General features: G+C 64.6%; 13 protein-coding genes. 6 read left to right on the top strand and 7 right to left on the bottom strand.

The genetic code is table 11. The features are described 5' to 3' along the window. Positions 1-58: 58 nt before the first annotated feature. Together C693_RS0110470 and C693_RS0110465 are read right to left on the bottom strand one after the other, a co-directional pair. The gene (locus C693_RS0110470; protein WP_017462227.1) at positions 59-1,336 is read right to left on the bottom strand and encodes a hypothetical protein; all 1,278 of its coding nucleotides are present in this window, start codon (positions 1,334-1,336) and stop codon (positions 59-61) included. A gap of 4 nt (positions 1,337-1,340) precedes the next feature. Beyond that, the gene (locus C693_RS0110465; protein ID WP_198506860.1) at positions 1,341-3,470 is read right to left on the bottom strand and encodes an ATP-binding protein; all 2,130 of its coding nucleotides are present in this window, start codon (positions 3,468-3,470) and stop codon (positions 1,341-1,343) included. 310 nt (positions 3,471-3,780) lie between these two features. Between C693_RS0110465 and C693_RS0110460 the strand changes: the two genes are divergently transcribed. Both C693_RS0110460 and C693_RS21540 read left to right on the top strand, forming a co-directional pair. Continuing rightward, complete coding sequence (locus tag C693_RS0110460) at positions 3,781-4,230, top strand: lysozyme inhibitor LprI family protein (RefSeq protein WP_017462225.1); 450 nt, start codon at positions 3,781-3,783, stop codon at positions 4,228-4,230. Positions 4,231-4,260: 30 nt separating this feature from the next. Next, positions 4,261-5,805 (top strand): peptidoglycan-binding domain-containing protein, encoded by a 1,545-nt coding sequence (locus tag C693_RS21540; RefSeq protein WP_017462224.1) that lies wholly within the window; start codon positions 4,261-4,263, stop codon positions 5,803-5,805. 81 nt (positions 5,806-5,886) lie between these two features. Here the strand turns inward: C693_RS21540 and C693_RS0110450 are convergent, their stop codons facing one another. The 3 genes from C693_RS0110450 to C693_RS0110440 all read right to left on the bottom strand — a co-directional run bounded on the left by C693_RS0110450 (position 5,887) and on the right by C693_RS0110440 (position 10,325). Next, complete coding sequence (locus tag C693_RS0110450; protein ID WP_017462223.1) at positions 5,887-6,183, bottom strand: HigA family addiction module antitoxin; 297 nt, start codon at positions 6,181-6,183, stop codon at positions 5,887-5,889. A 15-nt stretch (positions 6,184-6,198) separates the two neighbouring features. Then, complete coding sequence (locus C693_RS0110445) at positions 6,199-6,480, bottom strand: type II toxin-antitoxin system RelE/ParE family toxin (protein WP_026107334.1); 282 nt, start codon at positions 6,478-6,480, stop codon at positions 6,199-6,201. A gap of 221 nt (positions 6,481-6,701) precedes the next feature. Further along, positions 6,702-10,325, bottom strand: coding sequence for a methylmalonyl-CoA mutase family protein (locus tag C693_RS0110440; protein ID WP_017462221.1), 3,624 nt, complete (start codon positions 10,323-10,325; stop codon positions 6,702-6,704). A 167-nt stretch (positions 10,326-10,492) separates the two neighbouring features. Here C693_RS0110440 and C693_RS21535 point away from each other — a divergent pair, with 167 nt between their 5' ends. Then, positions 10,493-11,422 carry a YHYH protein gene (locus tag C693_RS21535; protein WP_017462220.1) on the top strand — a complete coding sequence of 310 codons (930 nt, stop codon included), beginning with the start codon at positions 10,493-10,495 and terminating at the stop codon, positions 11,420-11,422. Positions 11,423-11,432: 10 nt separating this feature from the next. Here C693_RS21535 and C693_RS0110430 read toward each other — a convergent pair whose 3' ends face one another. Both C693_RS0110430 and C693_RS0110425 read right to left on the bottom strand, forming a co-directional pair. Continuing rightward, the gene (locus C693_RS0110430) at positions 11,433-12,362 is read right to left on the bottom strand and encodes an alpha/beta hydrolase (RefSeq protein ID WP_017462219.1); all 930 of its coding nucleotides are present in this window, start codon (positions 12,360-12,362) and stop codon (positions 11,433-11,435) included. Positions 12,363-12,373: 11 nt separating this feature from the next. Beyond that, entirely contained in the window at positions 12,374-12,976 is a 603-nt protein-coding gene (locus C693_RS0110425) for a TetR/AcrR family transcriptional regulator (protein ID WP_017462218.1), read from the bottom strand. A 110-nt stretch (positions 12,977-13,086) separates the two neighbouring features. Between C693_RS0110425 and C693_RS0110420 the strand changes: the two genes are divergently transcribed. The 3 genes from C693_RS0110420 (at position 13,087) to C693_RS0110410 (ending at position 15,855) form a co-directional block, all read left to right on the top strand. Next, on the top strand, positions 13,087-13,887 hold the full coding sequence (locus tag C693_RS0110420; protein WP_017462217.1) for a M48 family metallopeptidase: 801 nt from the start codon (positions 13,087-13,089) through the stop codon (positions 13,885-13,887). 311 nt (positions 13,888-14,198) lie between these two features. Then, positions 14,199-14,534 carry a YXWGXW repeat-containing protein gene (locus C693_RS0110415; RefSeq protein ID WP_017462216.1) on the top strand — a complete coding sequence of 112 codons (336 nt, stop codon included), beginning with the start codon at positions 14,199-14,201 and terminating at the stop codon, positions 14,532-14,534. 217 nt (positions 14,535-14,751) lie between these two features. After that, complete coding sequence (locus C693_RS0110410; RefSeq protein ID WP_017462215.1) at positions 14,752-15,855, top strand: Glu/Leu/Phe/Val dehydrogenase dimerization domain-containing protein; 1,104 nt, start codon at positions 14,752-14,754, stop codon at positions 15,853-15,855. Positions 15,856-15,991: the final 136 nt, after the last annotated feature.

The following is a 15,991-nucleotide window of genomic DNA, read 5'->3' as shown; positions in this document are numbered from 1 at the left end:
CACCCGCCGCCTATGCCAAGCAGTTAAAGTGACCCCGGACTCCAAACCGTCCCGCTACTCAAAGCGGGGGGACGTCGCAGCCATCCGTATTTGCCGGCAGATGGGTCTGCGGAAACCTGATGTGAGCATGCAAGCGAGAGGCCTCCCGAGCTCTTGGCATAAGGAAGAGCGGTGACGCCCAAACGGCATCGCCCGCTTTGATTGGCTGGTCATCGCGACCACGCTGACGCTCAGCGCTTTCCGGGATGTCCAGTCCAAACAGGTAGGTGATTGGGCCACGCTTGTTTTGCGCGTAGTCGCACGCCGCTCCCAGCCGAACCAAGACCGGCCTGCATCTATCAATGGCACTGCTGCGAAGCTTGAACTCCTCACAGATCATTTCCCTGATTGTGAGGTTCGTAAACTGCTTCAGGGTGGCGTCATTCCAATCAAATGGCCAGGCGACAACTGCGCCCCAGTCTGTTGGCTGTAAAACTTCTGAACCTGGCACTGCCAAGTGCAGCATGCGGTTGATTTTTCCTGCCTCCTCCTCAGATGCCGGCCCCGGCCCTCTTCCCGCGTAATGCGTAACTGCCCTCTCCCAGGTCGCTCTCGCTTCCTCCTCGACGTCCTGGTTAAGGACCAAGTCGGACAGTATCGGGGCAAGCGCGGTGGATATAGCCGCCATCGGCCTTGTATCGACGTGGCTCGAACCAACCGTCTCTCTTACTAGCCGACTTAGGATGATGTCCAGCGCATCTGAGAATTCGGCATTGGTGCGCCTATTGACAGGTACCAAATCCAGTAAGGATGCAAGTGTGGCGCCAGCAGCAGTTTGGACTTCCGCCTCCCACTCTAGCAACGCAGCAAGCTGGGGGTTTTCCAGAACCTTAGCCTTGATTGCATCAAGAAGCCGCTGGGGATCTCGCACGTCGCCATCGTCCATATCCGCGAGAAACTCTTCCTTCGCCAAGCTCAACACAGCGAGGGGGCGCGCGTGCGGAAGATCAGGATCGATATTTCTATCCAGATACGAAATAAGTTCATCCTTCAGGTGAGGATGAGCGGTCCACATCACCAGAATAAATGGCCCACCAGTACGGCTGATGCACTCTTCGAGTACCCCCTGTATCCGAGCGAAATCCCCTCTGTGGTCAGTTCCCATCTGACCACCCGCAAGATGCAGATCCATGAAGAGACAGCGAACGCCGCGAAAATGGTTCGGCTCCAGCGCATCTTCGACGGCGAACTTTACCCCTACGCAGGGTGTGCCCATGCGCTGGAACGATGAAACAATTGCCTCCAGATGTTCCTTCTTGTCATCAACCGCGATGACGCGTGGCGCTGCGAACATCATGTCCTTATTCCCCCTTTCCAAATATCAAGGCCAGAACGGCCCCGTCGAATCCTTCCGGCACATTGGCTTCTTCCGCATCAGGAAACCCCAGGCGACCGTCATTCAGCTCCATCACCATGTTGGTGTAATAAAGCCCTACACCCATCCCGTCTGGTCGCCGGCTGAAAAATGGACGAGTGAGCCTGTCGGGGTCATCCTGAAGGCCCGGACCATTGTCAGCAATGATTATGGCCGGACCTCCCGGGAAATCAGGCTCTACGTTGATGTAGATTTTTCTTTCAGATTGACTTTCCTCAGGCCAACGTACCTGCAACCAATAAAAGGCGTTGTCCAGCAAATTGTTTAGCGCGCCAAGCAACAACCCGAACGCAAAACTTCGTTCGATATCAGGCACCTCGTCCTCCAATGCAGGACAGACAAGCTGAACATGATGATTTCGGAACCTGACACGGTTCAGATCCCGGGCGCGCCTGACAAGGTGTTTGATGCTATTCGTGCGCTTCTCACCTTTGCGCAGAAGTTCGCTGAAGCCATCAAGAATGCGAACAAGCTCTCGCGCCTGCACTTGCACCGTGTCCAGGCTTCCACCCGCCTCTATTGCATCATGCAGTATTCGGACGCCCTGCTCGATCTCGTGGAAGACAATGGCCAGCCCCATGCCGGAAAGGCCAGCCTGGAGCATGGTGTCGCGCATCTCGTTGTAATTCTTCTCCGCCTTGTTGATCAGGGGATCAAGCTCTTCCGATAGCTTGTGCTTCTTGGCTGCATCCCTCAGCGCCTGAAGAGGTTGAGTAATGTTGACCGCCTCTGGGTCTTTACCCTTCCCCGTTATCGCGCGGATGTTGTCCTTGTCGATCTTGCGCTCAGTCTCCAAGATCGCGAGCGCTCCCAGAATTATTCTCTGCAGATTCCTGTAGGCGTCGTTCTCAACGAACCCTTCGCGATTTGTCTTCTCGATCAGGCCCTGACTCTGTTCAAGCGACAAGTCGATCGCACCAACCACGATGTTCCGGCTGATATTGCGCGTCGGCGTATTGACGCGGCGCAAGTCCAAGCCCAGCCAGTCATCGCCCGGCTCACCGTAGTTGTAGACTCGGATGCTGTCCCGGTAGACACGGACGCCACCGTTTTCATCCAGAAAGTTCTGAATCAGCTGACTGTCACCCAGATGCTGAAGAACTACGCGATCACGATCGAATACAAAAATCTCCCCGGTGATGGAACCAATACCCTCACTCATCGCAGCATCCGCAATGACACTCTTGCGCTTTCGGGAGACCTCACCCTGATTCGCGCCCAGAGGATCAAGGTCACGATCGGGCGCCACTATTAGAGGCTTACCCTGTCCGGATGCACTACGCTTCGCCAGCTTGATTCCAGTGACACCGCGAAATTCATAATCCCAGTCAATCTTTCCGTCGTCGACGGAGAACACGAAGCGCCATGGTGCGCGCTTCAAGAGGATATTGACATCGGGTATTCCAGCAACCCAGTCCGGGTGGTCGGGGACTTTTAGCACTGTCTCAAACTGATCGGAGCGGCTGGTAAAAGGTGAGGAGATCGACGTGATTTGCCGAAACAGACGGCGAACCTCGCCCCTGGTCCAATTGACTTCACGCAGCCTGCTGATGGTCAGCTTGGTTCCTGTGAGGCCCTCCTTGAAGACCTCCGGCTCACGAGTTGTCACGGTGACTTCAGCGTCTGAAAGGAACTGCACCTCGATCAGGGTCGACCAGTCGATGCGGACGACGCATTCCAGTTGCTCAGGTGCGCGAGTAACCAGTTCGATTGCATCGCCAAGCTTGTGGACGGCAAATCTGCCAAGACCCTTCTCACCTAGAGGCAAGCGATTCAAGCGCGTCCGCTTCAGCGCCTTGCGCTGAAGCCCGCGATGGTCGTGAGCGGGTACAAGCCAGATGTCCCTTATCGTGGTTAAAGACATGCCATCACCATCATCCTCGACGACGATGGTCGGATCAGGAGTACTCAGGCCGCTCAGAGTGACAGTGACATGCTCAGCGTCGGCATCGTAAGCATTCTTTACCAACTCGAAGACCGCCAAGCGCGGTGAACCAATCAACTGGTCGCCCAGAAGCTGAAGCAAACGAGCACGCGGACGGAAGGGCAGCTTCATTGGACTGACGTCCTGGCTCTCGGCCTTAGCCATCATTGCTCCACTGCCCATTGAAGAATGGTCTTGCGCGATAGTTTGAGACCAAAACAGTGGCCTGAGTGCATTGATCTAGCGTTTCCCGGCCTGCGTCATCGCCCTGCTCGCTTCTGCGATTGCCTGCGCCGCGCCCATCCGCTGCTCGTCCGACCATCCGAATCCCCCCGCACCGCGTCTTTACGCCAATCCCCGAGCCCGCTCACGTTCCCGGCCACTGGCCGATGATAGGCTCCTGCGCCGTGGAAGTCAGGATCACATGAAAAGGAGCCGCAGCATGCCGACAATCAGAACGTTCGCCCTTACGCTGGCTTTGGCACTCGTAGCCCAAGCCACCACCGCCGCGGCCGCCGACAGCAGAAGCCAAGACATCAAGCGCCATGCCCCCGCGGGCATCACGGACGCCTTCTATGCCTGCGTCGACAAGGCCGGCTCCGACACGAATGCCGCGGCCAATTGCCTGACCGACGAGCACGCGCGCCAGGACAAGCGCCTCAACACCACGTACAAGAACCTGCTCAGCAAGCTCGCCCCCAAGGCCAAGGACCAACTGATTCATGCCGAACGCGCCTGGCTGAAGTTTCAGGAGGCCAACGGCTCGCTGGAAAGCTCCGTCTACGGCGGCGAGGCTGTTGGCAATCTCCAGGCAACGGAGAACGCGATCTTCCGCATCTGCGAGCGCGCCAATGCGCTGGACGACTACCTGTTCGTGGTGAACCTGCAGTAATCCCCGCCCCTCTCTTCAAGGACGAAGACCATGCCCAACCTCGATACGTACGATCTCGATGCCATGTCCGGCGCCACCTACTTTGTGGTGGGCCGCGGAACGGAAGGCGGTCCCGCCTCCTACCGCTTGAGCATTGCCGGCATCACCGTTGGCACCTCCGATCCAAACTGGGGCCACGGCGACCGGATCAAGGCGAATGCCGGCTATTCGATCGGAACGATCCAGGTAGATCTTGGCCAGCGCGGCACCTGGGCCTTGGGCGCAACCGATGACGCCGCGCTCAAATCTGGAGAGAGCACGTACGTGGACGCAATCATTGGTCAGGCATCCGCCTACGCCAAGGCACATGCCCTCCCCTTCACCCAAGACCATGCGCAGCTGCGCGCCGATCTACTCAGCCACGGCAACGGCAAGAAGCACCGCGGCACCCTAGCCTTCATCGACACGGGCACCCGAGACAGCATCAATGCATGGGCATCGTCCGAGGAGGGGGAAAAGTGGATACACAAGAATATCGACTACCCGCAGGTGAAGAACGCCACGCAGACCGCGATGGATGTGCTCAAACAACACGGCAAGAACATTCCGGAAGATCACCGTCTGGAGGCGATAGCCATCCTGGCAAAGACGGCAAACCAGATGCCGGGGGCGTTAAAAACCTACGAGAAGGTGCTCAAGAACGGTGGCGACTACAGCGATATGCTCGCCACCGCCAATGACATCCATCGCAGGCTCGACTGGTACGACGGCCCCAAGGCCGCGGCACTCGCCAAGCAGTACAAGCACGCCCACGAGGACACAGCGGTGGCCGCCGCCATCGATCGCGCGCATACAAAAGTAGGCGACGTTAATTTCGACCCGTTGAAGTCGGCCAAAGACCCGGACATCGAGCAAGCGATGAAAGCCATCGGCCAGGGCCATCGCAGCCACCACACGGTGTTGCATCAGGGTTCGCATGGCCAGGCAGTCGCCGCCGTGCAACGGGAGCTGGCCGCGCTGGGCTATCAGCACCACGGCCACCCACTGAAAGACGACGGCGATTTCGGCCCCACCACTCGCGCCGCGGTGGAAGATTTCCAATGCAAGCATGGCCTCGGCGTCGACGGCAAAGTGGGCAACGACACGGCAGATGCCCTCAAGCAGGCCACGCTGCAACAATCCGCCCTCACCACGCTCACCCTCGACCATCCCGAACATCCCGGCCACCCGATCTACCAGCAGGCGCTGGCCGGCATCGGTCAGCTCGACGTGGCGCAGGGGCGTGCCACGGATTTCCGCAGCTACAACCTCTCCGGCGCGCTGGCGTTGGCCGCGCGCAAGGAAGGCCTGGAACGGATCGACCGGGTGATCCTGAGCGAGGACGCCTCGCGCGCCATCGCCGTGCAGGGTGACATCCGTTCGCCGCTGCGGCGGTTTGCCGATGTGGATGTGGTGAGCGGCGTCAGCACACCGCTGGCGCAGAGCAGCACGGACTGGTCGCTGTTCCAGACGCATGGGATGCAGAACATGCAGGCACCCACGCCGTTGATGCAGGCCGCGGATATGCAAACGGTACAGCCGTCACTCCAGCACTGAACGGCAAAAGCGAGAGGCCCGAGCCCTCGGGTCCTCTCGTGCGTCAACGTTACCGGCAGCTGGTCGAGATGTTCCGCCCGCTTATGCGGCCGCTGCCAGGCGCTCGATCTTCTCGACAGCCTTCCCCAGGGCACGGTGTGCTTCTTCCAGGTCGTAGTCGGCCTGCAGCCCCAGCCAAAAGCGCTCGCTGGTGCCCAACGCCACGGCCAGGCGCACGGCGGTGTCCGCCGAGATGCCGCGCTTACCCAGCACGATCTCGTTGATGCGCCGCGGCGGCACACCGGCCGCACGCGCCAGCGCGTTCTGGCTGATGCCAAGGGGCGTGAGGAACTCCTCAAGCAGCACCTCGCCAGGATGGATGTTGGGCAAAGTCTTCATGGTCGGCTCGTTACATCAGTGGTAATCGACGATTTCCACGTCGTGGGCGTCACCGTCGATCCATCGGAAACAGATGCGCCACTGGTCGTTGATCCGGATGCTGTACTGACCCTTGCGGTTGCCTTTGAGCGCTTCCAGCCGATTCGCCGGTGGAATACGCAGATCGTCCAGGGTCGATGCGTTGCCGAGCATGCGTAGCTTGCGACGCGCCACCGACTGCATCTGCGCCTGCAGCCGCCGGGAGGGCGTTCCGCCCCAGATCTTTTCCGCTTCCCTGTCGGCAAAGTTCCTGATCACGAGCACAACCATAACGCCGCCCGTTATATGACGCAAGACGTTATGCACTGACGGAGTGGCGGAGTCGGCGTAAGGCGCTGCAGCCCGACCCGACCCGCCCTTCGGCGCTGAGTGTCACTGGGATGGCGGTGTCGTGGAGCCGCGTGGTACGCACGGCCCGAACAGTGCAAAACAAAAGGCCCGCCAAGGCGGGCCCTTTGATACGCCAGACAACGACCGCCTTACATGTTGCGGCGGTACTCGCCGCCCACGTCATACAGCGCGTGGCTGATCTGCCCCAGCGAGTGCGTCTTGACCGCTTCCATCAGCGCGTTGAACACGTTGCGGCGCTCGCGGGCGGTGTTCTGCAGGTAGCGGAGGCCGTGGCCGTCGTGCTTTTCGCCGGCTGCGGTGGCGTCTTCGGCCACGTGGGTGAGGTCGGTCTCGCCCCGCGGAGCCAGGCCGTTGCGGGCGGCCTGCCAGGCTTTGACGTTGGCGATCTGCTGGCCCTTCTCTTCTTCCGTGGAGCGGATCAGCTCGATCTCGGTGGCGATTTCGCCGCCGTGGTCCTTGGGCAGGAAGGTGTTGACGCCGATCAACGGCAGGCTGCCGTCGTGCTTCTTGTGCTCGTAGTACAGGCTCTCTTCCTGGATCTTGCCGCGCTGGTACATGGTGTCCATCGCGCCGAGCACGCCGCCGCGCTCGCTGATCGCCTCGAACTCCTTGTAGACGGCCTCTTCCACCAGGTCGGTGAGCTCCTCGACGATGAAGCTGCCCTGCCAGGGGTTCTCGTTGAAATTGAGGCCCAGCTCCTTGTTGATGATCATCTGGATCGCCACCGCGCGGCGCACGCTCTCTTCGGTCGGCGTGGTGATCGCCTCGTCGTAGGCGTTGGTGTGCAGGGAGTTGCAGTTGTCGAACAGCGCGTACAGCGCCTGCAAGGTGGTGCGGATGTCGTTGAACTGGATCTCCTGCGCGTGCAGGGATCGGCCGCTGGTCTGGATGTGGTACTTCATCATCTGGCTGCGCGGGCTGGCGCCGTAGCGCTCGCGCATGGCGCGGGCCCAGATGCGGCGGGCGACGCGGCCGATCACGGTGTATTCCGGGTCCATGCCGTTGGAGAAGAAGAACGACAGGTTGGGCGCGAAGTCGTCGATGTTCATCCCGCGCGCGAGGTAGTACTCGACGATGGTGAAGCCGTTGGACAGCGTAAAGGCGAGCTGGCTAATCGGGTTCGCGCCCGCTTCGGCGATGTGGTAGCCGGAGATCGACACCGAGTAGAAGTTGCGCACCTTGTGGTCGACGAAGTACTGCTGGATGTCGCCCATCATGCGCAGCGCGAACTCGGTGGAGAAGATGCAGGTGTTCTGCGCCTGGTCTTCCTTCAGGATGTCTGCCTGCACGGTGCCGCGCACGCTGGCCAGCGTCTCGGCCTTGATCTTCGCGTAGGTCTCGGCGTCCACCAGCTGGTTGCCGGTGACGCCGAGCAGGGCCAGGCCGAGGCCGTCGTTGCCGGCGGGCAGCTCACCCGAGTAGCGCGGGCGCTCGCGGCCTTCGAACAGCTTGGCGATGGTCTTTTCCGCCTCGGCCCAGCGCGCGGCATCGGCCTTGAGGTACTTCTCCACGTTCTGGTCGATCGCGGTGTTCATGAACATCGCCAGGATGATCGGCGCCGGGCCGTTGATGGTCATGGAGACCGAGCTGGTGGGCGCGGACAGGTCGAAGCCGGAGTAGAGCTTCTTCATGTCGTCGAGCGTGGCGATGTTGACGCCGGAGTTGCCGATCTTGCCGTAGATGTCCGGGCGCGGCGCCGGGTCCTCGCCGTACAGGGTGACCGAGTCGAACGCGGTGGACAGGCGCGTGGCCGCGCCGCCCTGGCTGAGGTAGTGGAAGCGGCGGTTGGTGCGCTCGGGCGTGCCCTCGCCGGCGAACATGCGGGTGGGGTCTTCGCCGCTGCGGCGGTACGGGTACACGCCGCCGGTGTAGGGGTAGTGGCCGGGCAGGTTTTCCTTGCCGAGGAACAGCAGCTGGTCGCCCCAGTCGCGGGTCTTGGGCGGCGCCACCTTGGGGATCTTCTGGTGGCTGAGCGACTCGCGGTAGTTCTCCACGCGGATGGTCTTGCCGCGCACCTGGTACTCGTTGACCTCGGCGGTGACCGACTCGCGCAGCGCGGGCCAGTTGCGCAGCAGTTCGAGGGATTCCTTGGTCAGTTCGCCGAGAGCGGCGTTGTAGCGCTGGCGCAGCAGCAGCAGGGAGCGGTCGACCATGGGCTTTTCTGTAGGAGCGGCTTCAGCCGCGATGCTCTCGCCCATGCTCTCGCCCATGCCCTCGCCTTGGCCGGTCGCGGCTGAAGCCGCTCCTACGGGGGCGAGGTCGGTGGAGGGGTAGAGGTCCAGCGGCTTGGGCAGCTTGTCGTCGCCCAGTTCCTTCAGCGCTTCGTAGCAGTGCTGCGCCTTGCTGGCCTGCTCGGCCTGCCTGGCGATGGAGGCGTTGATGCCGCGGCCCTGCTCGGCGATCTCGGCGAGGTAGCGCACGCGGTTGCCGGGGATCAGCACGGTGGCGCGCGGCTCCTTCAGGCTGGTGTCGAGATTCGGCGTCCACTTGGCCGCTTCGAGCGAGAGCTTCTCGCTCAGCAGCCGGCACAGGTTGGTGAACATCCAGGTGACGCCCGGATCGTTGAACTGGCTGGCGATGGTCGGGTAGACCGGCACCTCCTCGTCCTTCATGGCGAAGGCGGTGCGGTTGCGCTTCCACTGCTTGCGCACGTCGCGCAGGGCGTCTTCGGCGCCGCGCTTGTCGTACTTGTTGAGCACGATCAGCTCGGCGAAGTCGATCATGTCGATCTTCTCCAGCTGGCTGGCCGCGCCGTATTCGCTGGTCATCACATAGACCGGGAAGTCGACGAGGTCGACGATCTCCGAGTCGCTCTGGCCGATGCCGGCGGTCTCGACGATCACCAGGTCGTAGGGCTGGCTCTTGAGGAAGTCGATGCAGTCGTGCAGCACGGTGTTGGTGGCCGCGTGCTGCCGACGGGTGGCCATGGAGCGCATGTAGACGCGGTGGCTACGCAACGAGTTCATGCGGATGCGGTCGCCCAGCAGCGCGCCGCCAGAGCGGCGACGGGTCGGATCCACCGCCAGCACGGCGATGCGCATCTGCGGGAAAGCCTGCAGGAAGCGCAGCAGCAGCTCGTCCACCACCGACGACTTGCCGGCGCCGCCGGTGCCGGTGAGGCCAAGCACGGGGGTCTGCTTGCCGGCCAGCTTCCACTGCTTGCGCTGGTGCTCCAGCTCGGCGTCGCTGAGCTTGCCTTCCTCGATCGCCGAGAGCATGTGACCGATCGAGATCTCGTTGTTGATGTCGACTTGGGGCACGCCGGCGGGGGCCGTCTCGGCGCGCTGGGCGGCAGCGTGGCCGGCGCGCTGCATCACGTCCTCGATCATCTCGGTGAGGCCGAGCTTCATGCCGTCGTTCGGGTGGTAGATACGCTCCACGCCGTAGGCCTGCAGCTCCTTGATCTCCTCCGGCGTGATGGTGCCGCCACCGCCGCCGAACACGCGGATGTGGCCGGCGCCGCGCTCCTTGAGCATGTCCACCATGTACTTGAAGTACTCGACGTGGCCGCCCTGGTAGGACGACAGCGCGATGGCGTCGGCGTCTTCCTGCAGCGCGGCGCGCACCACGTCTTCCACCGAGCGGTTGTGGCCCAGGTGGATCACCTCGGCGCCCTGCGCCTGGATGATCCGGCGCATGATGTTGATCGCCGCGTCGTGCCCGTCGAACAGGCTGGCCGCGGTGACGAAACGCAGCGGCGTGGACTCGGATGCGGCTTCGCTCGCGGGGACGTGCTTGGCGGGCGTGCTCATGGGGACTCCAAAGACGTGGGAAAGCAGTCGGCAATTGTATCGCGGGCATGTGACGCGCCTCCTTGTGCGTCGCAGCAAGTGGCGGCGGGAAGCCACTTGCGGTCAACGGGCCCGCACAACGACGCGTTACTCCCGGCGCGGCACGCCGCTGCCAGCAGGAGAGCACCATGCGCAACCGTTCTGTCGCCTCGATCGCCGTTGCGACGCTGTCGCTTGCCGCGATCGCCACCCTGCCCTCGCACGAGTTGCCGTTGGGCGACGGACACATCAGCACGAGCCCGCGCAGCGGCTACCTGATGTCGTGCATGACGCACTGGCCACGCGGTCCCGTGCATGGCGGGCCGTGGATCGACGGCGACCACTGGGACCCGGACAGCAAGCCCGCGGTGCGGGGACAGGTGCTGTGGCCGACCCACAACATCGCCATCACCGTGCAGGACGGCGAACGGGTGATCGTGGCGAACAACCTGCCCGACCATGCCACCGGGCAGTTCCCGATCTCGCCGGACGACCCGGCCTACCGTTACGACCGCAACCCGAACCCGATCCGGCCGCAGGACATCCTGCTGCGCCTGCCGCTGCAACCCAGGGTGGCCGCCGCGCCGGGCTGCGTGCCGATGGGCATGATCGGCTTCACCACCGACGGCGTGGCGCTGTACAACGCGGTGGACAACGGCGGCATCGATGCGGTGGCGCACGAGGTGCAGGACCGCTGCAGCGGTCACCCGCAGCGCCGCGGCCAGTACCACTACCACGGCCCGTCGCCGTGCATGCCGAACGAGCAGACTTCCGGCCTGGTCGGCTACGCGCTGGACGGTTTCGGCATCTATGGCATGCGCGATCCGGTGAGCGGCCGCATCCTGCACGACAGCGACCTGGATGCCTGTCACGGCACGGTCGGCCCGGTGCAGTGGAACGGTCGCACCGTGACCATGTACCACTACGTGCTGACCGCGGAGTACCCGTACACGATCGGCTGCTTCCGTGGCACGCCGGTGGCCGCCGATTTCTTGGAGCGTCAGCAACGGCAGATGCGGGGCCTGGCGCCGATGGGGGCCGGGCCGCGCGGCCTGCACCGGGGCGCACCGCCGGGCTGACCGGCTGGGGCTAGATTCCCGCCAGCTCCGGGCTGCCGATCACGCGCTGCCCGACCGCCTCGCCGCGCAGGAATGCCAGCGCGGCCTCGACCACTTCCGGCGCATCCACCACGCGGCGGTGCCCGAGCCCGAACGTGGTGAGCAGGCGCGCGCCGGACCAATGCAGGGCGTAGCGCTCGCCTTCGGCCCAGGGCACGTCGGGGTCGTCCAGGTCATGCACCACCAGGCCAGGCTGGCCGAGCACGCGCAGCTTGCGCTCCACCTTGAGCTCGTCCACCGGCACCCCGGTATGCCGCCGCAACCAGTCGAAGAACGGTTCGCGCAGGTGATCGCCGAGCCGCACGAAGCGGAAGAAGCGTCGCACGGCGGCGTACATGTCCACGGCCGGGGCGATCAGGATGAGCTTCTCGGCACGCCAGCTTTCGTCCTGCGCCAGGGTGACCGCAGCGCCGCCCAGCGAATGGGCGATCGCCAGCGAAGCGTTGCCGTAGCGGCCGCCGACCGCACGCACGGTGGCGATGAAGTCGGGCAAGGTGCAGAGCTGGCCGGTGCTGTGGCCGTGGCCGGGCTGGTCGAACGTCACCACCGCGTAGCCGAGTGCGCGCAGCCTTGCCACCCACGGCAGGAAGCGCAGGCCGAAGCTCGACCAGCCGTGCACCAGCAGCGCATACGGCTGCCGCGCGGGATCGCCCCAGACGTAGGTGGCGATGGTCTCGCCGTTGACGACGAGGCTGCCGCGCTGCATGTCCTCGTCGCCCCGCACCGCGTCGGCACGCGCGCGGCTGCTGGCGAACGGGGTGGCGAACAACCGGGCGGCGCGGTTCACCGTGCGGCGGGGCGCCAGCCGGCCGCCGGCGGCGAAGAAGGTGCGCACGGTGGACAGCTTGAGGCGGGCGGCAAGGCCGGAACGGACCGGGACGGTGGGAGCGGGCGAAGACATGGTCGGGAGCCTCAGGGTTGCCAGCTGCGCCAGAGGCGCTCGAATGCCGCATCGGCCCGGGCGCTGGCCGAGTCGAAACCGAACAGGCCGGCGTCGTGGTGCAGGCCCAGGATCAGCGCGTAGATCTCGAAGGCGATCTGCTCGGGATCGGCATCGGCGCGGAAGTGACCGGCTTCGATCGCCTGCCCGGCGGCCCTGGCCAGCGCGGCCCGCCACTGCGATTGCTGGCTCACCACGCCGTCGTGCATCACGCCGTCGCGGCCGTCGTATTCGCTGGCCGCCGAGAGCAGCACGCAGCCCTCGGCGTGGCGATCGGCCCAGTCGAACCAGCGCCGCACGATGGCACGCAGCCGCGGCAGCCCGCGCGGCTCGCGCAGCGCCGGGCGCATCACCGCCTCGGTGAAGCGTTCCGCGCCTGAATGCAGCACGGCCAGCAGCAGGTCTTCACGCGAACCGAAGTGGGCGAACACGCCGCTCTTGGACATGCCCACGTCGGCGGCCAGGCTGCCGATGGTCAGGCCCTCCAGCCCGTCGCGACGGGCCAGCTCGTAGGCGTGGTCGAGGATGAGCTCGCGGGTCAGCGCGCGCTTGGTCGGAGCGGGAGCGGTGGTCATGGCGCTTAAAATAGCACGACCGTTCGTTCTTTTTGCAACCCAGGGATGCCGCCTGCACGGCCGGGCCGTCTATCCTTGACCCGGTATCCATCGAACAGGGAGTCGCCCCCATGCGCGCCACGATCGTCGCCAGCCTCGTCGTTGCCACGCTCAGCCTGGCCGGCTGTGCCACCTCGCCCACCGGGCGATCGCAGCTGATGATCGTGTCCGATGCGCAGATGAGCCAGATGGGCATCACCGCGTTCAACGACATGCGCAAGCAGGGCAAATTCGTCGACGCGCCGCGCCAGCGCGCCTATGCCACCTGCGTGGCCAACGCACTGATCGCCGTGCTGCCGCCGCCGTGGAACGCCAACCAGTGGGAGGTGCAGATCGTCGGCGACGACAGCGCCAACGCGTTCGCCCTGCCCGGTGGCCGCATCGGCGTGAACCAGGGCATGTTCAAGGTAGCCACCAACCAGGACCAGCTTGCCGTGGTGCTGGGCCACGAGCTGGCGCACGTGGTGGCGCGCCACGGCGCCGAGCGCGTGTCGGACAACTACGCGGCGCAGGCCGCCGTGGCGGCGGGCACCATCTATGCCGGCACCCGTGGCACCAACGCCGGCTATGCGGCGGCGGCGCTGGGCCTGGGCGCGGAGGTCGGCATCCTGCTGCCGTTCTCGCGCACCCAGGAAAGCGAGGCCGACGTGCTCGGCCAGCGCTACATGGCCGAGGCCGGCTTCGATCCACGCGCGGCGGCCACGCTGTGGCAGAAGATGGGCGCGCAGGGCGGCAGCAAGCCGCCGGCGTTCCTGTCCACCCACCCGTCCAGCAGCAAGCGCGAGCAGACGCTGCAACAGCAGGCGCAGCAGCTGATGCCGGTGTATCAGAAGGCGCGCGCCAACCACCACGATCCGGAGTGCCGTCTCTGAGGGCAGCCCGTCGCAGCGGGCCGTCCGATGTCGGGTGTCGGTGCTTTCGCTCGTCACAGCTTTTTGCTCGTCATTCCTGCGGAAGCAGGAGGCGCTTCGTCAACAGCCGCAGGGCTGGTCATCCAGTGCCTTCGCTCTTCATCCGGTCCCGTACTGGCCAAGAGGCGCTCCTGGAAAACGACACGACGAAACCTCGCCCGGCCCGCCCCCGACCGCCGGCTGAACGCGCCGGTCCGGGTGACGTCAACAGCACGACGGCCGGGTCGTTCTTCCGCCTGCCGCCGCGCGATGCGGCGCTGACGGAGACCTGCATGACCACGATGACCCATAAGCTTGCCCTGCTCGCCGCCCTTGGCCTCGTCGCCGGTGCGGGCGTCGGCTACGCCCCGCAGACCCAGGCCGCCCAGGTGGCCGTGGGTGTCACCATCGGCGTGCCCCCGCCGCCGCCGCGCTACGTGCGCGTGCCGCCGCCGCGGGTCGGCTACGTCTGGGCACCGGGCTACTGGCGCTGGGACCACCGCCTGCACCGCCACATCTGGGTCGGTGGCTACTGGGTGCACGCGCGTCCGGGCTACCGCTACGTGCCCGAGCACTGGGTGCACCGGCGGGACGGCTGGTACTTCCGCCGGGGCCACTGGGTCCACTGAGCGCCCGCCCGGGACCGCGGCTTGCTGCGCCGCGTCAGCAATTGCAGCGGCGACGTACTAAACTTCGCCCCCCGAAACCAAAGCCCCAGCCCCGCTGGGGCTTTGGTTTTCAAGCTGTTGCAAGCGTGCATGCCGGAAAGGGTCGCCTGGTGCGGCCCTGTTCCATCCCGAACGGCCGCCATCCCCGGGCGCCGTCCCACCTGGAGTCATCGTTCGAATGATCTTTGAAACCATCGCCAAGACGGATCACGAGGAAGTCGTGTTCTGCCAGAACAAGGACGCCGGCCTGAAGGCCATCGTCGCGATCCACAACACGGTGCTCGGCCCCGCCCTGGGCGGCCTGCGCATGTGGCCGTACAAGACCGAGGCCGAAGCGGTGAACGACGTGCTGCGCCTGTCGCGCGGCATGACCTACAAGAACGCGGTGGCCGGCCTGAACCTGGGTGGCGGCAAGGCGGTGATCATCGGCGATCCGTCGAAGGACAAGTCCGAGGCGCTGTTCCGCGCGTTCGGGCGCTTCGTCAACTCGCTGGGCGGCCGCTACATCACCGCCGAGGACGTCGGCATCGACGTCAACGACATGGAATACGTGTTCCGCGAGACCGAGTACGTGACCGGCGTGCACCAGGTGCACGGCGGCTCGGGCGACCCCTCGCCGTTCACCGCCTACGGCACGCTGCAGGGCCTGATGGCCGCGCTGAACTTCAAGCACGGCAACGAGGACGTGGGCAAGTACAGCTACGCCGTGCAGGGCTGCGGCCACGTCGGCAGCGAGTTCATCAAGCTGCTGCGCGAGCAGGGCGCCAAGGTGTTCGTCACCGACATCAACAAGGAAGCGGTGCAGCGCTGCGTGGACGAGCTGGGCTGCGAGGCGGTGGGCCTGGACGAGATCTACGACGTCGATGCCGACGTGTACTCGCCCTGCGCGCTGGGCGGCACGCTCAACGAGAAGACCATCGACCGCATCAAGGCGAAGATCATCTGCGGCGCGGCCAACAACCAGCTGGCCACCAACGAGATCGGCGACGAACTGACCCGTCGCGGCGTGCTGTACGCGCCGGACTACGCGGTCAACGCCGGCGGCGTGATGAACATCTCGCTGGAGATCGACGGCTACAACCGCGAGCGCGCGATGCGCATGATGCGGCAGATCTACTACAACCTGGGCCGCATCTTCGAGATCTCCAAGACCGAGAACGTGCCGACCTACCAGGCCGCCGACCGTCTGGCCGAGGAGCGCATCGCGCTGATCGGCAAGATCAAGCTGCCGCACATGGGCAACGGCGGCACCCGCTTCCAGGGCCGCATGCGCGGGCAGTAAGCGCCTCGCCACCGCGCGTGGTGATCGCCAGGAGCCCGGCCTTGCGCCGGGCTCTTTCGTTGCGGCGCGCCATGACTTCCCTCCTCCCCCCTCTTCAATCGGCGCTCCGCCCTGCTAAACTTCACGTTCGCTGAAC

The sequence above is a fragment of the Dyella ginsengisoli LA-4 genome (assembly GCF_000334915.1).
Taxonomy (GTDB): Bacteria; Pseudomonadota; Gammaproteobacteria; order Xanthomonadales; family Rhodanobacteraceae; genus Dyella_A; species Dyella_A ginsengisoli_A.
The sequence above is the reverse complement of the archived record's forward strand: the minus strand, read 5'-3'. Positions and strand labels throughout refer to the sequence as shown.